The sequence below is a fragment of the Frondihabitans sp. VKM Ac-2883 genome (assembly GCF_015350875.1).
In the GTDB taxonomy this organism is placed as follows: Bacteria; Actinomycetota; Actinomycetes; order Actinomycetales; family Microbacteriaceae; genus Frondihabitans.
In genome coordinates this window covers 41,451-62,296 of the sequence record NZ_JADKSF010000011.1, presented here as the reverse complement: position 1 = coordinate 62,296, position 20,846 = coordinate 41,451, and the positions used below count along the sequence as shown (strand labels likewise).

Below are 20,846 nucleotides of genomic sequence, written 5' to 3'. Positions count from 1 at the left end.
CTACCCGAACGCCGGCGACGGCACACGCACCGGCGGCCTCGACACCCGCGGCGGCCGCACGAGGGCCTTCAGCCGCTTCTTCACACCGCCCCAGATCTTCTTCTTGCGGCCCTTGAACCAGTCGTCGTCATCGCCGTGATTCTTGAGTTCTTGCGAGAGCAGGTAGGCGGCCATCAACAGGCTGAGGTACGAAAACGGCTCACCCGCGAGACCACCGACGATGCCCGAGACCGCGAACCCGACGATGACAGCCCAGCTCAGAAGGCGCCGCTGCGTCAGGGCGACGTAGCGCTCGCGCGACCCCCGCACCGCTTTCGAGGCGCGCACGCTGACCATCGTCTCTGCCAGGATCGCGGCGAAGAGAACGATCGAGATGCTGTAGCTGATGGTCTGCATGAGGTGTCTGCTCCTGCGCTCATTCTCCGCCTCGGATCCTGAACCGGCGCTATCGAATTCCGATCAGTCGGCTGCGCGGGCGCGGAACGCCACCATGTTCATGCGGTTGCCGCACCGAACGCTGCAAAACCGCTTCGACGAGTTGCGGGAGAGGTCGGCAAGCACGCCCTCGCAGTCGGGGGCGGCGCACTCTCGCAGGCGGTCGAACTCGTCGGTCCGCAGCACGTCGACGAGCGCGAGGGCGACCTCGACGCGCATGCGCTCGGCCAGGGGCGCGGTCGGCTCGGTCGCGTGCAGGTGCCAGTCGAACTCGTCGTGCCGTACGAGCTGGGGCAGCGCCGAGGCGTCGCGCAGCAGCCGGTTGACGAGGGCGACCGCGTCGCCCCGATCGAGCGCGAACAGCCGGCGAAACAGGTCTCGGGCGTCGAGCACCTCGGCGAGCTCGGCCGGGTCGCGATCGAACCGCCCCGAGTAGCGGTACTCGTCGAGCAGAGCGGTCAGGGCGGCAGGATCCGGCAGCCCGTCCTCTCCCGACCGGGTGGCGCCCGGGGCGGTATTCACGAGCGCCACAACGAACTCCAGCGTCTCGGTTGTGTCAGGGGCAAAATGCAAGTTGACTCCTTACTCGCGACAACACTAGCGTGTGGATCACCCACCCCGCCACCCTCCCGCCAGGAGTCGCCATGCCCCGCTCCACCACCTCGACCGGCCTCGTCATCGCCGTCGTCGCCGCCCTCACCTTCGGCCTCTCGGGCGCCTTCGCCAAGCCGCTGCTCGAGGCGGGCTGGAGTCCGGCCGCCGCCGTCACCGTGCGGTCGCTCGTCGGCGGGCTCGTGCTGACACCGTTCGCCGCCGTCGCTCTGCGCGGGCGCTGGAGCGCCCTCTGGCGCAACCGCTGGCGGGTCGTCGCGACCGGCGCGATCGGCGTCGCAGCCACACAGCTCACCTACTTCGCCGCCCTGGAGCGTGTGCCCGTCGGCACGGCGATCCTGCTCGAATACATGGCGCCGCTTCTGCTCGTGGCCGTCGCCTGGGCCCGCAGCCGCCGTCGCCCGCAGTCGCTGGTGCTCATCGGCAGCGTGGTCGCGCTGGTCGGTCTCGTTCTCGTCGTGGCCCCAGGATCCGGCGTGGCGCTCGATCCGATCGGCCTCCTCTTCGCCGTCGGCGCCATGATCGGCTGCGCCATCTACTACGTCGTGGCCGCCGCCCCGCCGAACGGGCTCCCCGCGGTGGCACTCGCCGCCTTCGGCCTGCTGCTCGGGGCCGCGTCGCTCGCTCTGGCCGGTGTGGTGCGCCTGGTCCCCTTCAAGGCACCCCTCGGCGATGTCGCGCTGTTCGGGTCACCCGTCGCCTGGTGGGTACCCGTCGTCGTGATCGGCGTCGTCGCGACCGCGATCGCCTACACCGCGAACATCGCCGCCGCCGAGCGACTCGGATCACGCCTCGCCTCCTTTGCCGGCCTGCTCGAAGTGGTCGCCGCGACCTTCTACGCCTGGCTCCTCCTCGGCGAGCGGCTCACCGTGCCGCAGCTGCTCGGCGGCGGCGCCATCCTGGTCGGGATCGCGTGCGTCCGAGCGGCGCGGAGCGACGCCCTGACAGCCACGCTTCCGACGACGCTCGACCAGACGCCGACGGGATCGGTGCCCATCGTGCCGACGCCGGCCCAGCCGGCCTGAGCCGACCGCGTGGGCACGGTCGTGTTCAGCGGCGTCGCGCGGATCCTTCGCTTACCGTTTTACGCAAGACTCACCGTCGTCTCGGTTGGCGATGCGTGATTCGGTTAGCGACGCTCCGCGCCGATGCCGACGCCGAGAGCGCCGGTCACGAACTCCACCATGCGCGCGACCAGCGCCCGCCGCGACTCGAGCCGGCGGTACTCGTGCCCTTCACCCGCGAGCTCGAGGTAGTCGACCGGTGCCGAACGCGCTCGCAGAGCGGCGACGACCTGGTGGGCCTCGCCGATCGGCACGTTCGTGTCTAGCTCGCCGTGCACCACGAGCAGCGGCACGGCGATGTCATCGACCGCCCGCATCGGAGACAGCGCGGTGAGCAGTGCCGCGTCGTCGACCGGGTGGCCGTACTTGGTGGTGGCGGCGGACGCGATCCAGGGCTCGGTGTCGCGATAAAAGGTGTGGAGGTCGCTCATTCCGCAGACGCTGACCCCGGCCGCGAACACGTCGGGCGTGAACGCGAGGGAGGCGAGGGTCGCGTAGCCGCCGTACGAGCGGCCCTCGACGGCGATGCGCGCGGCATCGGCGAGGCCCCGCGCGACGAGGTGGTGCGCGGCGTCGACAACATCGGCCAGTGCCGACCAGCGCAGTTCGAGGTCGTCAGCGTGCACGAACTCCTTGCCGAAGCCGGACGATCCGCGGATGTTCGGGGCGAACACGGTGATGCCGGCCGCGGCCAGAGCCTGGTGCTGGGCCGAGAATGTGGGGCGCTCCTGCGATTCGGGGCCCCCGTGGAGGTGGATGAGGGCGGCGCCGCCGGATCCTGCGCCCGCGACACCCGAGCCGGATGACACAGCCGAACCGGACGGCCCAGCCGAACCGGACGAGACAGCCGGGTACAGCCACCCCGTCAGCGTGAGCCCGTCGCGCGCCGTGAACGTCTCGAGCGTGGGCTCGACGAGACCGTCCGGCAGCGCCGGCCCGTCGGTCACGCGCGTCCAGGTCAGCGCCGCGGTATCGAGCCGCCACAGCGCGCGCGGTCGCGTGGGCCCCTCGACCGTCGCGAGCACGCTGCGCCCGTCGCGCGAGAGCACCGGGTGCGTCACCACCTGGCCGGGAAGTCCGGGCACGGGCGAGAAGGATCCGGCAGCCGTATCGTAGAGATCGAGCTCGCTGCGCCCGGCCACGTTCCAGACGAGCAGCAGCAAACGCCCGGCATCGTCGGCGTCGAGTTCTTCGAGTTCGGCGTCGTCGCGCCCCGCGAGCACACGGGCTGTGCCCCGCCAGCCGTGTGGGCCGATCGGCATGGCGACGAGCTGTCGGCGCGGGAGTCCCGCTTCGGTCGACAGATACGCGATGAGTGGGCTGGATTCGCTCTCTGGCGAGGGGCGGATCAGTGCCGTCTCGGCCGAACCGGCCCACGGCGAGGTGAGCAGGGGGTGGTCTTCGTCAGTGAGCCGGTCGACGATCACGACGAACTCGTGTCCGCGGCCGCCGTCGCGGAGCACGACGAGCCGCTCTTCGACCGAGAGGTCGAGGATGTGGATGAGGTCGCCCGAGGCGAGATCGACGCGGTTCCCGTCGGAGGGGTCGACGAGATACGAGCGGGCCGGCTGCTCGGGTTCGGTCGACGGAAGCGTCACGACGACGCGGTGCCCGCTGCGCGACCAGGGGCCGAGCTCGGCATGCTGGTCGCGCGAGCCCGCGATCCGCTGCGCGTCGGAGCCGTCGGGGCGCACGACCCAGACCTGCTGCCGCACTCCCCCGTCGGTGGCGACGGCCACGGCGAGCCAGTCGCTGTCGGCCGACCACGAGACCGCGATCACAGGGTCGTCCGAGAGCCAGATCCGGGTCGGCGTCGGCAGTGAGCCCGCGACGACGACGTCTTGTACGAAGACCTCGGGTGTGCCGAAGCGATCACTGACGAAGGCGACACGGCGGGCGTTCCGAGTCATCGTCGGACCCCACGATCCCCACGCGCCGACGAGCGACTCGACGAACGGGTCGGCGAGCACAGGATCCGCCACGGCCGACCCCGACGAAACCCCGCCCGCGGGGGCGCTCACGACGTCACGCCCTGCGCCTGCAGCCACATCTCGAGCGTGGCGAGCTGCCAGAGCGCGTTCGATCCGAGGGTCGTCCGGGCGGAGTTCGGGTTCGCGAGCATCGATTCGACGGTAGCCGGATGGAACAGTCCGCGCGACTTCGCGGCAGGGTCGAGCAGAGCTTTGCGGACCTTCTCGAGGTAGGGGCCTTCGAGCTGACGGATGGCCGGCACCGGAAAGTAGCCCTTGGTCCGGTCGATGACCGCGTCGGGCACGATGCCTCGGGAGGCGCGCTTCAGCACTCCCTTGCCCCCGTCGGCGAGTTTCAGATCGGGTGGGATCGCCCCCGCAAGTTCGACGAATTCGTGGTCGAGAAAGGGGACGCGCGCTTCGAGCCCCCAGGCCATAGTCATGTTGTCGACGCGTTTGACCGGATCGTCGGTGAGCATGATCGTCGTGTCGAGACGAAGGGCCGCGTCGACAGACGTGTCGGCGCCGGGGCGAGCGAAGTGAGCTCGAACGAACGCCGACGGCGAGTCGTTCTCCTCCAGCCATTCGGGCCGCAGACAGCGTTTCATGTCGTTCCAGCGACGGTCGAAGAACACTGACGCGTAGGCCTCGGCAGCCCCGTCGCGCGGCACGCCCGAGAGTGGCGGATACCAGTCGTAGCCGCCCAGCACCTCGTCGGCCCCCTGGCCCGACTGGACGACCTTGACCGACTGCGACACCTCCTGACTGAGCAGATAGAAGGCGACGCAGTCGTGGCTGACCATCGGCTCACTCATCGCGGCGATGGCTCCGTCGATGCCCGGCAGCAGCTTGTCGGAGGCGATGGGGATCCGGTGGTGCTTCGTGCCGAACTCCTTCGCGACGATCGAGGAGTACTCGAACTCATCGCCCGACTCTCCGCCGGCCGAGTCGAAGCCGATGCTGAAAGTCTCGAGATCGGTCTGGCCCGCCTCGGCGAGCAGCGCCACGACGAGGCTCGAGTCGATGCCGCCCGAGAGCAGCACCCCGACGGGAACGTCGGCGACCATGCGCCGCTTCACAGCCGTGCGCAGCGAATCGATGACCGCGTCCTGCCACTGCGTCTCACTCCATCCGCTCCGCGCGGGATCGCGGGTGAACGAGGGCTCCCAATAGGTGGTGTCGTCCACCTCGCCGGTCGGGGAGACCACCCGCACGGTCGCGGGCGGGAGCTTCTTCACCCCGGCGAGGATCGTACGCGGGGCCGGCACGACCGAGTGGAAGGTCATGTAGCTCGCCAGCGCCTCCGAGTCGATCGACGTGTCGACGCCGCCACCCGCGAGCAGGGCGGGCAGCGTCGACGCGAACCGCAGGCGCGAAGCGGTCTGCTCGTAGTAGAGCGGCTTGATGCCGAGGCGGTCGCGGGCGAGGATCAGCCGACCGCTGCGGTGTTCCCAGATGGCGATCGCGAACATGCCGATGAGGTGGTCGACGAAGTGCGTTCCCCATTCGGCATAGGACTTGAGGATCACCTCGGTGTCGGAGGTGGAGAAGAAGTGGTGGCCCTTCGCCCGCAGCTCGTCGCGGAGCTCGACGTAGTTGTAGACCATCCCGTTGTAGGCGATCGTCAGGCCGAGCTCGGCATCGACCATCGGCTGGGCGCCGCCGGGCGACAGGTCGACGATCGACAGGCGCCGATGCGCCAGACCCGCAGGCCCGCGCGACCAGAGGCCGTCGCCGTCGGGGCCCCGATGCACCTGGCACCCGGCCATGCGGGCGAGCGCGGCGACATCCGCCCGCTCACCATCGAATCGAAGCTCACCGGCGAGTCCACACATGTCAGTTCTCCTCCGAGGGCTCGGGGCCGATGATCCAGGTGTCTTTCGCCCCACCGCCTCGCGACGAATTGACGACCATGCTCCCCTCCGGGGCGACCCTCGTCAGCCCGAAGTCGGCGAGCCGGCTCTGCGTCGGGCCCACACCCGTCAAGTAGACGAACGCCCGGAGGTCAACATGGCGCGGCTCGAGGCCGCGCGCGGTCAACGTCGGATGCGACGACAGGGTCACGACCTCCTGGGCGACCCAGCGAGCCGGGTCCTCGGCGATCTCGGCGCGACGCTCCGCAACGGCCGCCGCGTTGGCGCTCGGCCCGATCAGCACGCCGTGCCCGCCCTCGCCGTCGACCGGCTTCGTCACAAGCTCGCCGACGCGGTCGAGCACACTCAGCTTCTCCGCCTCGTCGCTCAGGCGATAGGTCGGCACCGACTCGAGCAGCGGCTTCTCGTCGAGGTAGTACTCGATCAGATCGGGCACCGCTACGTACATCGCCTTGTCGTCGGCGAGACCGTTGCCCGGGGCGTTGGCGAGAAACACGTCGCCGGTCGCTGCGACGTCCATGATCTTCACGCCGAGATCGGGGTCTGCCGCAGTCGCCACCTCAATCAGCTCGATGTCGAGGCGCAGGTACAGCGTGTCGATGACGCGGCCGGTGGCCCGCTCGACCACCCGGTGATCGCGCATCGCGAGATCGTCGGCGGTCACCAGCAGAAACCCGGTGCCCTCGGCAAGCGCTTTGTGCTCGTACCAGGCCGAGCTGTCGGATCCTGAGCTCAGAATGGCGCCCGTGGGATCGTCGCTCTTCGCGTGGGCCAGGAGGGTCTCGCGGAGCAGACCGAAGACGGTCTCAGGATCCAGCAGCCCGGCTGGTCGCGGAGCCTCCGGCACGATCTCGTCGAGAAGGTGGCGGACGGCTACCGCGTAGGCCGCACCGCTCGGGCTCCGGACGTTGTCTTCGAGCACCCGCCAGCCGCCGAATTCGTTGCGGATCAGGTCGAAGCCCTGGATCGGCGCGCGCACCGTGCCGGTCGGCAGAAGCGCCGCCTCGACGCGCCAGCCCATCGCGTCGACGACATCGGCCTCGGCCAGCACGCCGTCGGCGACGATGCGTCTCGCGCCATAGGCGTCCTGGAGGAACGACTCGATCGCCCGTGCCCGCTGCGTCAGGCCCTTGGCGAGCTGGCTCCACTCGTGATTCGTCACGATTCGCGGCACCAGATCGACGGTGAAGCCGCGGAGCTCGCCGCCGACGGTGAAGCTCAGACCCCGATTCTTCGTCCAGGTGTCGCGTGCGTCGGCCCGCTGCCGGATGGTCTCCGGGTCGAGCTGACGGAAGTAGCCCGCGATGTCGGCGTAGGCCGGTCGCGCCCGAAGTCCCGGTCCGATCGCCTCGTCTCCGGCGCGGAATCGGTAGCCCGTGATGCTCGGAGTGCTCGCGGCATCGCCGCCGGCCGGACCATGCGTCTCTTTGACGACCAGGTCGACCACGTCGTCGATACGGCCGTTCTCGGCATAGGCGGCGCGCTGCCGATCCGCCGAGTTGCCGCGCGCAAGCGTCTGCTCGATCAGCCCCTCGACGTCGGCCCAGTCGCCGAGCTCCTCGAGTTGCGGGCGGAGCGACGCCGACAGCTGCCGGATTGCCTGCGCCGCCGGAAGACGCTCGGGGTGGACGCCGAGATCGAGCAGCTCACCCGTGAGCCCTGCCCGGGCGGCCTGCCACATCGCGGCCCGGTGCAGCGGCTGGGCGCGAAGCTTCTCGGGCTTGCCGTCGAGAATGTCGACCTCGGCCTTCCGCACCGCGGCGCGGAACAGCCCGGCGATCAGCACGGCATCGTCGACCAGCGGGCAGGCATCACAGGTGCGGAGCTCGAGCGTCGGCGCGTGGGACGACGGTCGAACGTCGAAGTAGGCCATCTTCGCGTCGGCGATCACTCCGGAGCCGATCAGGTCTTGCACCAGACGGTCGTACTCCCCCGCGTTCGCCATCGGCCCCGTCGCGCCGGCACTGGGCCAGCGCTGCCAGATGATCGAACGGATGCTTGCGTAACCCGTGTCTTGGCCGTTCCAGAACGGTGAACTCGCGCTCAGAGCGAGGAGAGCTGGCAAGACGGGAGCCACGCGACCCATGATCTGCACGGCCATGTCGCGATCGGCCACCCCCACGTGCACCTGGAGGCCGCAGATCAGCTGCTCGTCGACGAGCATGCGGTACTGCTCCTGCATCCGGCCGTAGCGGCCGGTCGTCGTCAGCTCGAAGTCGGCAAACTCGCTCCGCGGGGCGGTGCCGGCCGCCGCGATGGCCAGCTCGGCGTCGGTGGCGACATCGACCAGCTCTTTGCGCAGGGCCATAATCTCGGTGCGCAGATCGGTGAGGTTCGTGACCACCGGCACGTTCGTCTCGACCGTGGTGCGCTGGAGCTCGGCGCCGAACGTCTCGGGCGGCAACTTCGAGAGCAGCTGGGGCGCTCGGGCCGACAGCCGCTTCGTTTGCAGGTCGATCAGGTGCAGCTCTTCTTCCGCCCCGAGGGTCAGCTCCGCGCTCATTTCTTGACCGTAGTCGGTCGGGGGCTCCCGCGGGAGTCCGGTTACGTGACGCTTAGTGTTTGCACATGCGGGGGTCTGGCGGGGCCGCTCCGCCGGTGTCGCTCACGTCGGCGCCTGTCGACTTTGCGAGATGGCCCAATCTCCCGTTCGACCGCGCCCAGGCTGCAGTTACGGCCATCTCGCTATCGGACAGCCAGGATCCGACCCAAGGCCGCTCGACTTCCAGCCTGCAGCCCCGCCAGTTAAGCCCACACCTAACATCGCCCGAAAATTAGGCCAGCGCTAACAACCAGCACAGACCCGCGAGCGAGAAGGCCGTGGCCCAGCTGACGAGACTGCCGATGAGGAAGTACTCGGCGGGGTTGCCCGTAGTCGCGCGGTTGATCTCGGGAAACCGGACGATGCCCTTGGCCGCGATGAGCGCCGCCACCACGGGAAAGGCCCCGGTGAGTGCGAATCCGGCGAGAAGCAACCGTTCGATCGGGCCGATGAGGCGTCCGCCTTTGAGCTCCCGCGTCTGCGACTCGGGCACCTCGCCGACCTCCTCGTCTGCAAAGGTGGGTAGATCCTCAGCCTGTCGATCCTCGACCTCCCCGGGCGTCACGTCAGCCTGCTCGTCGAGGCCCGGGACGACGGCGACGCCGCTCGGGAGCGCCGATGTCACGACGATGTTGGCCGAATCGACGAGGAACAGCGCTGAGCCGACACCACCCACGAGGGCGGCGAGTGGCAGGGCGTCGATGAAGCTGAGCCCGGAGTCGCGGTGCCAGTCAACGACGAATCCGGTAGTGGAAGCGGCACTGCCGGGCCCAGCGACGAAGAGCACGGCGACCACGACCGCGAGGAGTATCGACGGCCAAGACCCAGATCGACGAAGCGACCACCGAGCGGGTTCGCGGCGACTCACTGACCCCGAAGCCTCTCCCGCTACAGCCCGCCCCGGCATCGATGCCAGTACCCCCGATCCAACCGCCGTGGTCGATGCCACCCACAGGCCGGCGGCGGCCGCGACGCCGAGCACGATCCACGGCTCGATGCCGAGGCCGAACCACGCCACTGCTCCCAGCCCGATCCACACCACGGCGATGGCGATCGCGCTCTCCCTGTTTCTTCCGACGCGCCCGGCGTTCCCGGAGCGCCCGGCGTTCCCGGAGCGCCCGGCGTTCCCGGAGCGCCCCGTACTCCCGGGTCTGGCGCTCGTTCTCGGCGTCGCCCCGCCCCTCGTGGTCGCGCCCACCCTCGCCCTCACGATGTCGGCCACTCCGATGAGCGCAAGCAGGAGCCCGGCGAGCATCAGCGACCTCCCGGGCTGAGCGCCCGAAGGCCCTCGACGACCGCAATCGCACCGGACTTCTGCACCGACTGCGAGATGGCCGAGGGCGTGACCCCCTCCGCTTCGGCGATCTGCGTCTGCGTGTCACCACGCAGGAGCCCCAGTGTCACGCGACGCGCACGGGCGGTCATTCGGGCGACAATGTGGTCGCGACTCAAGAAGTAGGCATTGACGACGCGCTCCTCAATGCCGCCTCGACCGCTGGCAGAGAGATACCAGGAGCGAAGGAAGGGACTTCTGCCGTCTTCGCGGCGGTGTGCTTCTTCGATGGCTTCTCGGGCGGACCACCAGCCAGGACCGTCTTGGACGGGGCCGGCCGTGCGGGATCCTACGGAGCGGACCTCCCCGCAACCGAACCCGAACCGCAGCTCGACACCGGAGGGCAGGGCGAGGACGGCGCTGGTGGTCGCAACCAGGGCATCGGAGAGGGTGGCGTAGATGACCTGGAATTCGTCGCCGACGGTTGCCCGCAGAGGGTCTACCGGTTCGACACCCGGCGTCCCTTCGAAAGCCCGCTCGATCTCGCCCTGCGCCTCGTCGCGATCAGAGAGACCTCGCGAGTCGACGATGTCGATGATCACGGCAACCACGTTTTCAGGAGACACCCATTAAGCATAAACCTAACTTTTCGCAAAATTAAGCCCCCTGCTTAACTTCCGCTGATCGACGATTCTCGCTGGCGACGGCTCCATCGAGCAGTCGCACGTATCTACTGAGGAGAGCCATCTCGGCAATCGAGTGCGGAAGCCCGACCTGCAGAGCCGGTGACGCCACGAGGTAGGCCGCCCACTGGGCGCGAGAGAGAGCGACGTTGAGTCGGTTGGGCTGCACCAGGAATTCGAGGCCACGAACGGATTCGCTACCCGACGAGGCCGCGAGCGAGACGATGGCAATCACACCTTCGCGCCCCTGGAACATGTCGACCGTCCCCGCCTGAGTGTCTCCCAGACCAGCGTCGTCGAGGGCGTCGCGCAGCAGATGCACCTGGGCGTTGTAGGGCGCGACCACGATGATGTCGCGAGGCTCGAGCGGCCTCCCGACCTCATCGTCGGGGCCGTCGAACCAGCGGCGACCCACCGCATCGAGTGCAACCTCGACCACCCGCACGGCTTCTTCGGGAGAAGCAGTCGTGTTGCCGCGGTGCTCGACGGGCTCGAGATGAAGACCCGCTTCGATGCCGTCCAGTAGCCGCTTCGGCGCCCTGGAGCGCAGCGCCCCGTTGTAGGAGAGCCGGGAGACAGGCTCGCAGAGCGCAGCGTCCATCCGGCGGGATTCGGCGAGGAAGTAGCCAAACTCAGCCGGGAGCACATCTCGTCTGTCGGCAAGCCATCCGAGCGCCGACTCGTCGACGGGTTCGGGGTGCGTGCCCTGGCTCACCTGGGGCAGCTGCTGGGGATCGCCGAGCAGAAGCAGCCGTTCGGCCGAGACACTGGCCGCAATCGTCGGCGCCAACGAGAATTGCCCGGCCTCCTCGACGACAAGAAGGTCGAGTGATCGTCGCTCCACTGTCGAGCCTGCGAAGGTCCACGCGGTTCCGCCGAAGACGAGGCCACCTTCGAGGCTCAGAAAATCGAGTTCACCGGACTTCTTCGTGAGCGGAGTCCACCCCGAGGCATGTCTCTCGGGGTCTTTCGGCGCCTTCCCGACCCGGTCGGGCTCGAGGCCCGCCTCGATGACTGCGTCGAGAACGTTCTCGACCGCGGCGTGCGACTGGGCGACGATCCCGACGCGCCACCCGTGATCGGCGACGAGCCTCGCGATCACCCGCGAGCCGACGTAGGTTTTGCCGGTGCCGGGTGGCCCTTGGATGGCGAGGTAGCTCTGTTCGGACGAGAGCAGGGTCGATACGACTGCTCCGACGGTGTCGTCGCCCACGATCGGAGCGATCACCGCTCGCGGGGGTCGCCGGCGCAGCAGATCGAGCACAGGATCCGCCGGCAGGTCGCTCGCATCATGGTCGAGAAGGGACTCCCCCCACTCGGCGATCGCGCCGCTGAGCACCTTCGTCGCGATCGGTGGGCCGGGAGTCAAGGCGACCGGGAGAGCGTCGTACGGGTCGACGCCCTTCAGAAGCACCTCTCGCACGATCGCGTCGACCATGGCATCGTTCGCTCCGACGATCTCTGAGATCTCAATGGACCCGGTGAAGCCCCGCGAGGCCGGGCCTGACGTCTTCATCCCGGGAGGGGGTGGAAAGTCGTAGAGGGCCCGCGGCTTCTCACCGACGGAGAGGCGACTTCCCGGCGCCGGACGCAGGCGGAGCCGCAGGTGTCGCGACCAGCTTCTCGCCGGCTTGATCGGGGGCGCCCACTCACTCTCGACCGAGGCGCGCTCGACCACGAAGACGTCTTTGTCGTCGGCGAAATCGGCGATGTCCGCCTCGAGGCGGTTGAAGTGCTCCTGCCAGGATTTCTTTGCTTCGCGACGGTGGTAGTCGATGGCACTGGCCGCAAGGGCTAGGGCGGTCTGGTCTGCCGTGCGCTGAGCGGGATCGACACCCTCGACGAGTGCCATGAGGGCAACGAAGACGGGGTCGGGCTCGGGCGGCAGCGGCGCTTCGACGAGGGTGAGGTCGGTTGCGGAGAGCCCATCGGTCGAGACGGTCTCGTGAACATCGCCGCGAAGTGTCAGCAGCCAGTCTCGCAACCGCCGCGTCGAGACGCAGTCGTACCGGTTGTAGTCGCCGACCTGGTCGAGGAGGCGCTGGCCTTCGTCGACGTCACCCGAACGAACGACGTCGATCGCGTTCGCATAGGCGGCGATACTGTCGACCGCGTTTGCGACGTCGTAGCCGGTTCTGGTCGTCGGCATGTAGAGGGGTTCGAGCTTTTTGATGGAGTAGCTCCGCGACCCGACGACGAGAGCCTGCCGGACGATCGGATAGAGATCGACCAGGACGTTCTGCCGGAGCAGCTCATCGACCTCGTCCTCGCCGACTCCGTGTCGCGCCGCGAGCGACAGCAGGTGCGTCTTCTCATACGAGGCGTAGTGATAGATGTGCATACCCGGGTGCCTGGCACGGCGCTCTCGCACGAAGGCGAGAAAGTCGACGAGCGCCTGTCGCTCACCTGCGACATCATGCGCCCAGAACGTGACGAACGCGTCGTCGTTGTCGACCAACCCGAAGAGGTAGTCGAGGCCCCAGGTGCGATTGTCTTCGGTGTAGAGCGGATCGCCCTCGAAGTCGAAGAAGATGTCGCCGTCGTCAGAGGCGGGAACGGCATCGAGCGCCTTTCGCGAGACGACCTCGACGATCGGCCGCCGCTCGCCGGGTCGTTCGCCTTCAGTCGGTGGGACCTCGTCGCTCGCCACTTGCGCCCTCGCCTGACGGGCGAGGCGATCGAGCACCTTCGGCGAGATGCCGGGAATCGGTCGGTGTGACCCGCCGACGGCCTTGACCCCATCGATCGAATCGAGCTCATCGATTGAAGCGAGCTCATCGATCGAAGCGACCCCCGCTTCGGTGAGCCTCCTGCGCTGCTCCACAGTGATGCCCGCGACGAGCACGAGATCGCGGTGGCGCTCCACCTCGACGGAGCAGTGAACGCACCGGCCACACGCCGAGAAGCGCGGATCGCCCCACTCGATGGGGTCGGTGGCCACCACACGCTCGGCGAGAACTCCGCGCAGCCGCTCGATCTGAACCCGGTACACCGGCAGGATGTCGATCAGGTCATGACTGCTGACGCGACCATCGCCGAGAACCAAGTGCACCCGGTCACCGACCGGGATGCCGAGTGCCTCTATCTGCTCGGCGTAGCCCGCGAGCTGAAGGAGCGCCGAGATCTTCGCGTGCCGGGCGAGCTTGGTGTCGTACACCTCGTACTCTCCCGCTTCATTCAGCACGAGAAAGTCGGAAAAACCGAGAAACCACCCGTCGAAGAACGTCGCTTGATAGAGAACGGGCACCCGGCGGGCCATCGCCTCCCGTGCCTGCTCGGCAGCAGCGGCGTAGTCAGCTGGTTTCGGCCGGTCGGCGAACTCCACCACGCCGTCCGCTCCGAACCGACTCCGCAGCACCTCAAGATACCGCTCCTCATGGGCAATGCCTAGGGCGGCAGTGCGCTCCAGCATCGAGTCGGGCTCGTCGAGCGCTCCGTCGATTCGCCCGAGCTTCGCGTCGAGCCGCCGCAGGAACCCCCACTCGCACGCCGCCCACACGCTGAGATCGGTAGGGCTGGTAACGACGCGGTCGTTCTGACTATCGACGTACAACTGCTCTCCTCGCACCGGGTGGTCTGTTGGCGAAAACGCTACCTACGACCGCCGACATCCGGGATCTTCGATTGCTGCCGGTCTCCCCGCGACACCGTTGCCCAGATCGTCGCAGCGACCGACAGGACGACGCCGAGTGCCGGCGTCACCACGACCGATTCGTTCACCGTCGAACACAGGACGGCGAACGCCGACGACGACAGCGAGAGTGCCGTGACATCGAATCGCCGATCGCCCGGCCTGCGCGTCATGGCGCAGGCGAGCAGCGCCGTCGCGGCGATCGGCACGCCATAGCCCAGGACCGCGGCCGGCCAGGTCACCTGCACCCGCTCTGTGGCGAAGAGCGCGCGACTGCCGATCAGAAGGAACATAATTCCGACGAGCACGACCACCCGCACGCGTGCGAAGATCAGCCGTAGCCGGCGGGGAGGCTCGGCCCCAGGCCCGCCCGGGGCGTCAAGGTGATCGCGGCTCCGCGGATCCTGCGCGGTCATCGCAGCGGTACCGAACTCTGCAGCTCGAAACCGAACTGAGCGAGATGCCGTCGGGCCTCGCGAGAGCGAAACTTGCGCCGATCCACCCCGGTAGCCACCTCGAGAGCCTGCCCGACCGGGTACCAGAGGCCGTTGATGGAGGCGGCTTGAGAAGTGACGGGCGCTGGGTCGACATCATGGAGACTCCGCTCGACATCCTGGCGCGTGAGCGAGCATGAGACCCCGGCGAGAACAAAATGGACAACGTCGTTCATGACACCACTGTGCCACTTTTCGAGGATTCGATATTCCAATACTCTCTTCGTGTGTGGAAATCTCTGACCAGGATCCGGCGCTCCATTCTCGGCGAAATGGCCCTCGCGACATCGGCGGCGCTGATCCTCGCGCCCCTCTTCATGATCACGATCGGGCTGGCGCTGGTGCTGATCGTCTGGGTCACCCACGCCTCGCTCTCGGTGCCCTGGATTCTGACCGCGTCCTACGCGTCCGACACTCCCGGCGGCGGCGTGAATGCAACAATCGGGGCCGGGTTTGCTTTGGTAGTGGGCGTTTTTGTCGTGATGGTTGCCGGAGCACTCTTTCGATCCCGCCGACGCGACGTTCGAGCTACGGCTTCCGGAGCTTCTGCCTCAGATCACTGATCGCGCCTTACCCACCAGAGCGCGTCGCACCGCCGCCGGCCGGTAGGCCCTAGCCGACGGCGGTACGTCACGCTACGAGCAGAGGTAGAGGCTGATCGAACTCCAGAGGAGCCCGATTTCGCCGTCGTCGATCGTCTCGGCCCTGAGGTTCTGCAGATCGGAAGTGTTCATTCGTGATGCCTTTCGTACGGAAGAAACCGGGCTGTGCCGGGCCGGACAGAACGTCCTGCCCACAGAATTTAGGCTGTGTAAAACACGAATGTCAAACACCTTATTTCTGGTAGCTTTGCGGCCATCGACGAGGAGGCGCGGCTTGGAGGCCTTCGATCCGATCTCAAGGAGTGAGGCTCATGGACGACCGCTATTTGAAGTTTCTGCCGATCGGCAGTCCGTTTTACGGCCGAGAGGAGCGGCGCACGAGGCCCGCGCGCGACTACGGGCTGCCGATCTATCTTGACTGGAGCAAGTGGGTCATCCACGAAATCGAGACCTGGACGATCGTCAGCCCCCGAGGCCATGAGCTGCCACCGCAGGGCTGGAAGATCCATTGCTCCGCGACTCTCGCTTCAGCACCTGACGTCCTCGAGGGAGTCGCCGAGGTCTGCGCCGCTAATCGCATCCCGTTCAAATTCGCACCCGGGCCGGCCGCCCTGGCCGCTCAGAACGGCAAGCTCGCACCGAGAACGGCCAGCGGCAAGTTCGTCACCGTCTATCCCTCCGACGAGACTCAGCTCATATCGGTTCTCGACGAACTCGTCCACGAACTCACCCACCTCGAGGGCCCAGGCATCCTCGGCGATCTCCGCTGGAACGACGATGCTCCGGTCTTCCTCCGCTTCGGCGGATTCCGCGAGCGCTATATCGACGACCCAGACACCAAAGGCGCCCGCGGCGCCTCAGACGCACCCCACGGCGACCCCTTCGCCGATCCCTGCGCCGACCGGCCACGCCTCCTCGCAGTTGAAGCCCCCGACGGCACACTGGTTCCCGACGTTCGCTCTCCCTCGTTCGCACCGCCGTCGTGGGTGCCATTACCCGAGGCGGTTGCCGAGCGCATGCGACAGGTCCGCGATGCAGACACCGGAGACCTCGCCGAATACGACGTCACCGGCGCCATTCGCTTCTGCGCGGCCGGGGGGCTCTACCGTGCGACTCGGCGCGATACGGGTGCACCGGTCATCCTCAAAGAGGCACGGCCGTTCACCGGGCTCGACCCCGATGGCAACGACGCCGTCACACGTCTTCGTCGAGAAGAGGAGGTCATCCGGGCTCTTTCCCACGTCGAGGGGGTAGTCCGTCTCGAGAACGCCTTCGAGTCGGGCGGCCACCGGTTTCTCTCCTTGCATGCCGCTCCGGGCCGCACGGCCAACCGCCACCTGCATTCCCGAAACCCTCTGCTCCGGGCATCCTCGACGGCCCGCGAGCGTATTGCCTACCGAGACGAGGCCGACCGCCTCTTCGACTCAGTCCAGCAGACTCTCGAGTCGATCCACCGAGCGGGTTTCGTTCACGGCGACGTTCACCCCGAAAACATTCTCGTCTCCCCCGAAGGCCAGACAACCCTCATCGATTTCGAGTCCGCACACGCCATCGACGCTCGAGTTTCTCCATCACCCCAGGGTGTCCCCGGGTTCTCAGCGGCACCCTGCGTGACGGGGCCCGCTCGCGACGCCCATGCTCTGGCCGCGATGCGACTCAGCGCACTCCTGCCACTCACCTTCATCCATCACCTCGATGGATCCAAGGCTGCACTGCACCTCAGTGTCGCCCGAGAGAAGTTCGAACTTTGCGAGTCGCGCACCCAGCAGATCGATGCGCACCTGACCCCACTGCACCCAATCATCCGACCACCGCGCGCCGGCACGGGCCCCGACATCTCTCACCTCTTCGCGGGGCTCCGCCACGGTGATCTCGCTGCGTTCGACGAGGTGCGCGAGCTCCTTTCCACGTCCATCGTCGCCAGCGCCGAACCGACCAACGGCGAGCGCTGGTACCCCGGCGACATCGACCAGTTCGGAGCGAAGCGAATTGGGCTGGCACACGGGGTGACGGGGGTCTTGCGGGCGCTCGGGGCTGCGGGGCACGACGACGGGGGTGCCCGCGCCTGGTTGAGCGGCGAGCTCCCGGATCCTTCTCTCCCGACGGGGCTGATGACCGGACTGGCCGGTGCGCTCGTTGCCGGTGGCACCGACGAGCCCGGGCTCCGTGCGCGTGTTCTTCGAGCCGATCCGTTCGAGTGCGGTGTCGACCTCTTCGGCGGCGCGAGTGGAATCGGCCTCGCTCTGTTGTCGCAGGCGTGCGAACCGAACGACGCCGAGCGCGAGCTTCTGACCGCCATCGCCCACCGTGCCCGACGCGTCTCCGACACTCGCTCCGCTGACGCGAGTCGCGTGGGGCTTCTGCGAGGGGCGTCGGGGGTCGCCGTCTTCCTCGCCGCGTTCGCTGAGCGCTTCGACGACTCGTTGGCGGCGGAAGAGGCCGAACGGCTGGTCATCTCCGATCTCGACCGATGCCGACTGCTGCCCGACGATTCGCTCCAGGTTGACGACGGCACGCGCGTTCTTCCGTACCTCGGTTCGGGCAGCACGGGTATCGGTCTCGCGGCTCTTGCCGTGCTGCGCGTGTGCCCGTCGCCACGATTGCGTGCTGCGCTCCCCGCGATCGAACGGGCGGCGTCGACGGCGTTCACCATCAATTCCGGTCTCTTTTCGGGGCGAGCCGGGTTGATGCAGTTTCTGGCCGAGTTGATCGCATCGGGGCACGCGAGCGACACCGCGTCGAAGACACTCCGCGAGCATGCCGGCGCACTCGGGCTCCATGCGATCCGACACGGTGGTGGAATCGCCTTCCCTGGTGAGCAGCTCCTCCGGTTGTCATCCGACTGGGGCACGGGTACCGCCGGTGTGCTTTCTACGCTCACTGCGACGCGCGCCGCCCTCACCGGTGATCTCGCGTGTCTTCCATCGTTCTTGCCGGGCAATCCTCAGAGAGCGACAAGCCGGTGACCGCGATCGTTGCTGAACACCTCTGCCTTCAGGTACCGGGCCGAACGAAGCTCGAACCACCGAGACCGGTGCTCTCACACGTCTCGCTCTCGATCGCTCCCGGTGAGGTGGTCGCGATCATCGGCCCGTCCGGAGCGGGCAAGTCGAGCCTGCTGGCCTGCCTGGCCGGAATCAACCGTCCGAACCGAGGCACGGTGACGCTGCTCGGCGCGAATCTCCAGGGCCTTCGCCGAAACAAGCTCGCCGCGTTCCGCCTCCACCACGTGGCACTAGTTCTTCAAGCCGACAATTTGTTCAGTGCACTCTCCTGTCGGGAGAATGTCGTGCTTCCGACTCGACTCCGGCATCGAATGCCGCAGAGGCGGCTCTTGCATACAGCCGAACGCGCCCTTGACGCCGTAGGAATGGCGTGGGCGTCGAGCGACATGCCAGCGACCCTCTCGGGAGGAGAGCGGCAGAGAGTCGCTCTGGCTCGACTGCTAGCGACGCCGGCGGAGATCGTTCTCGTCGATGAACCGACCGCCGCCCTCGACGAGGTGAGTTCGGCCAGCACCATCTATCTTCTGCGCGAGCGAGCCGCAGCCGGCTCTGCTGTGGCCTTAGTCACCCACGACCTCGCCGCTGCCGCGCGCGCCGACCGGGCGATAGTCCTCGCCGGCGGGCGGATCCTCGTCGACGCCGTTGATCCCCGTCGAGAGGCACTGGAGCGCTGGATCCGCGGCCCATCGACCCCACAGCCGACGTCACTCCCGGGTGCCGGGCGGTCGGGGCCGAGGCCGGGGCCGGAATGACCGGGGTCGCAGAATGATCCTGCTTGCGTGGCGCCAGGCGCTGTTCGATCCACGGTCGCTGGCCGCGATCGCTGCGATCTCTCTCGCGAGCACGCTTGCCCTTTCGCTCGTCGGCAGTGCGGCGATCTTCGAAGCACTTCAGGCGCCCAAAGGCCAAGGCGCGTTCGGCTCGATCTCGGCGTTCACGCTGCTCACTCTCGCCACCTCGGTCAGCTCGACCACCAGCCTGGGCGTAAGGGTGAACCGACGACTCTTCGCATCGTGGATGATCGTCGGCGTCACCCCACGGCAGGTCAGCCAGGCTCTGCTCGTTCGCTCCGTTGTGAGCGCCACGGCCGGCGCGCTTCTCGCCGTGCCCTTCGCCGCAGGCCTTGTCTCTCCTGTGACCTCCGGCTACGCCTCCCTCGGTATCTTGCCCCGCTCGCCGTCGCCAGCCGAGGCTCTCAGCGTGACAACCTCCGCGTCGACGATCGCCGCGGCCCTGGTGATCGTCCTCGTCGGCCTCGCCACGCTGCCCGCCGCTCTCAGCGCCTCGCGAACCAGCCCCGCCCTGACCCTTCGTGAGACAGACCGAGAGGTGCAGGCATCTCCCCTCGTGCGATGGCTCGTCGCGGGGGCCATTCTTCTTCTCACGCTGCCTCCTACCGTCGGTGCGCTCCTGATCGGCGCCAGTCCACCCGGAGCCGAAGCCACCAGTGACACACTCGGCATCACTCCGGCGCTCAGGGTGATCGCCCTCGCATCCTCCGTCTCGCTCTGGCTCGTCATCGGCGCGGCCATAGTCATGCCCGCGAGCGCGCGGCGACTCATCCTGTTCTGGACGGCCTGCCTGCCGGGCAAGCTCAGTGCGACGTGGCACCTAGCCCGCCACGCTGCCGCCGAGCGGGTGAGCGTCGCTTCATCGACCGTGGTGATCGGGGGTCTCGTTATCGGCCTGGTCGGCTCGGTGCAGGGTGCCGTCGATGTGGCGCGCCTGATCCACGCACCGCCGGACTCCCACTGGGCAGAACTCATCTGGACCCTCGGGCCCAGCGCCGTCGTCGCGCTCGTCGGCGGCGGTGTCGCCCTCACCATCGGGCGGGCCGCTGAGGAGCATGACAGCCACCTTCTCGCTCACATGGGTGCATCGGCCAGCCAACGGCTCTCCCTCGACCTCCTCAAGGTCGTCATCTACACGATCACGGCGCTTCTTCCCGCTCTCGGCATTTGGGCGCTCTCGGTCACGACCGCAGCGCTCGTGGCCCCGTTCCTCGGCGTGCCCATCACCCCGACTCCTCCCGACGCGCGACCCCTCATCGTGGCTGCAGCTCTGATCACGGTGGCGAACGCGGTGGCGGTACTTGGTGCGCACGTCACACCGAGTCGATGGGTACGCGGCGGGCGTGACGCTCACCGGTAAAGACACCCCGCAATCCCCCGTTCCTTCGGGGAACCAGATTTGATGATCCTGTGGTTCCGCCGGGGCCCGCCTGAAGCACGCCCGATTCGGAGGGGAGCCATGTCGGCCTGGGGCCCGGCGTCACCAGAACCAACCCGGATCTGTGGATGCTCCGAATCACCTGATAGATCACACCAGTCAACGAGTAGAGGCACTCATGAGCATCTCGATGCAGCACCACCGGGGAACAATCGCGAAGAGCCAGCGTGCTTCAGCACAAGAGCGACCGGCCACCTTTTCGGAGCGCGCACTTGCCGGGCTCGAGCTCCTCTCGACGAGCGCCGCTGCTGAGTCGGCGACTCGCCGGTTGGCGCGAATGTCTGAACGTCGTCGACAGCGAGTGGTCACCATCGTCTGCGCGGCACTGGTCGCACTCGGCGCATTCGGAACGCTGACCTTCGCAAGCCTGCTCGTCGCGGTGCGGTAGCTCCCTACTCTCCTCAGCGTCACCAGCGCGCCAGCACCACCACG

Annotated in this window: 16 protein-coding genes; 7 read left to right on the top strand and 9 right to left on the bottom strand. The window is 67.8% G+C overall.

What is annotated here, in order from left to right:
* Both ITJ49_RS16460 and ITJ49_RS16455 read right to left on the bottom strand, forming a co-directional pair.
* The gene (locus tag ITJ49_RS16460) at window positions 1-396 is read right to left on the bottom strand and encodes a hypothetical protein (protein WP_194606641.1); all 396 of its coding nucleotides are present in this window, start codon (window positions 394-396) and stop codon (window positions 1-3) included.
* A 63-nt stretch (window positions 397-459) separates the two neighbouring features.
* Window positions 460-1,008, bottom strand: a complete 549-nt coding sequence (locus ITJ49_RS16455; RefSeq protein WP_194606640.1) for a CGNR zinc finger domain-containing protein — start codon at window positions 1,006-1,008, stop codon at window positions 460-462.
* 71 nt (window positions 1,009-1,079) lie between these two features.
* Between ITJ49_RS16455 and ITJ49_RS16450 the strand changes: the two genes are divergently transcribed.
* Window positions 1,080-2,072 (top strand): DMT family transporter, encoded by a 993-nt coding sequence (locus ITJ49_RS16450; protein ID WP_194606639.1) that lies wholly within the window; start codon window positions 1,080-1,082, stop codon window positions 2,070-2,072.
* Window positions 2,073-2,176: 104 nt separating this feature from the next.
* Here the strand turns inward: ITJ49_RS16450 and ITJ49_RS18315 are convergent, their stop codons facing one another.
* The 4 genes from ITJ49_RS18315 to ITJ49_RS17715 all read right to left on the bottom strand — a co-directional run bounded on the left by ITJ49_RS18315 (window position 2,177) and on the right by ITJ49_RS17715 (window position 9,293).
* A complete protein-coding gene (locus tag ITJ49_RS18315) occupies window positions 2,177-4,159 on the bottom strand; it encodes a prolyl oligopeptidase family serine peptidase (RefSeq protein WP_370544583.1) in 1,983 nt (660 codons plus the stop codon).
* Entirely contained in the window at window positions 4,129-5,916 is a 1,788-nt protein-coding gene (locus ITJ49_RS16440) for an N-acetylglutaminylglutamine amidotransferase (RefSeq protein ID WP_194606638.1), read from the bottom strand. Before ITJ49_RS16440 ends, ITJ49_RS18315 begins: the two co-directional genes overlap by 31 nt.
* A 1-nt stretch (window position 5,917) precedes the next feature.
* Window positions 5,918-8,458 carry a glutamate--cysteine ligase gene (locus ITJ49_RS16435; RefSeq protein WP_194606637.1) on the bottom strand — a complete coding sequence of 847 codons (2,541 nt, stop codon included), beginning with the start codon at window positions 8,456-8,458 and terminating at the stop codon, window positions 5,918-5,920.
* Window positions 8,459-8,729: 271 nt separating this feature from the next.
* Window positions 8,730-9,293, bottom strand: a complete 564-nt coding sequence (locus ITJ49_RS17715) for a hypothetical protein (protein WP_228514640.1) — start codon at window positions 9,291-9,293, stop codon at window positions 8,730-8,732.
* Between the two features lie 139 nt (window positions 9,294-9,432).
* Here ITJ49_RS17715 and ITJ49_RS16425 point away from each other — a divergent pair, with 139 nt between their 5' ends.
* A complete protein-coding gene (locus ITJ49_RS16425) occupies window positions 9,433-9,771 on the top strand; it encodes a hypothetical protein (protein WP_194606636.1) in 339 nt (112 codons plus the stop codon).
* On the opposite strand, the gene ITJ49_RS16420 is transcribed toward ITJ49_RS16425, so the two are convergent.
* Genes ITJ49_RS16420 through ITJ49_RS16410 form a run of 3 tightly spaced genes read right to left on the bottom strand, consistent with a single transcriptional unit; the run spans window position 9,752 to window position 14,500 of the window.
* Window positions 9,752-10,396 (bottom strand): SatD family protein, encoded by a 645-nt coding sequence (locus ITJ49_RS16420; protein WP_194606635.1) that lies wholly within the window; start codon window positions 10,394-10,396, stop codon window positions 9,752-9,754. The genes ITJ49_RS16425 and ITJ49_RS16420 overlap by 20 nt on opposite strands.
* 31 nt (window positions 10,397-10,427) lie before the next feature.
* The gene (locus ITJ49_RS16415) at window positions 10,428-14,006 is read right to left on the bottom strand and encodes a bifunctional RecB family nuclease/DEAD/DEAH box helicase (RefSeq protein WP_194606634.1); all 3,579 of its coding nucleotides are present in this window, start codon (window positions 14,004-14,006) and stop codon (window positions 10,428-10,430) included.
* A 38-nt stretch (window positions 14,007-14,044) separates the two neighbouring features.
* Window positions 14,045-14,500: a hypothetical protein gene (locus tag ITJ49_RS16410; RefSeq protein WP_194606633.1), complete on the bottom strand. Its 456-nt coding sequence runs from the start codon at window positions 14,498-14,500 to the stop codon at window positions 14,045-14,047.
* 236 nt (window positions 14,501-14,736) lie between these two features.
* Between ITJ49_RS16410 and ITJ49_RS16405 the strand changes: the two genes are divergently transcribed.
* The 5 genes from ITJ49_RS16405 (at window position 14,737) to ITJ49_RS16385 (ending at window position 20,802) form a co-directional block, all read left to right on the top strand.
* A complete protein-coding gene (locus ITJ49_RS16405) occupies window positions 14,737-15,141 on the top strand; it encodes a hypothetical protein (protein ID WP_194606632.1) in 405 nt (134 codons plus the stop codon).
* A 350-nt stretch (window positions 15,142-15,491) separates the two neighbouring features.
* Window positions 15,492-18,146, top strand: a complete 2,655-nt coding sequence (locus ITJ49_RS16400) for a phosphotransferase (RefSeq protein ID WP_194606631.1) — start codon at window positions 15,492-15,494, stop codon at window positions 18,144-18,146.
* 68 nt (window positions 18,147-18,214) lie between these two features.
* Entirely contained in the window at window positions 18,215-18,937 is a 723-nt protein-coding gene (locus tag ITJ49_RS16395; RefSeq protein WP_194606630.1) for an ATP-binding cassette domain-containing protein, read from the top strand.
* A 13-nt stretch (window positions 18,938-18,950) separates the two neighbouring features.
* Entirely contained in the window at window positions 18,951-20,336 is a 1,386-nt protein-coding gene (locus tag ITJ49_RS16390) for a hypothetical protein (RefSeq protein ID WP_194606629.1), read from the top strand.
* A gap of 196 nt (window positions 20,337-20,532) precedes the next feature.
* The gene (locus ITJ49_RS16385; protein WP_194606628.1) at window positions 20,533-20,802 is read left to right on the top strand and encodes a hypothetical protein; all 270 of its coding nucleotides are present in this window, start codon (window positions 20,533-20,535) and stop codon (window positions 20,800-20,802) included.
* Window positions 20,803-20,846 lie beyond the last annotated feature (44 nt).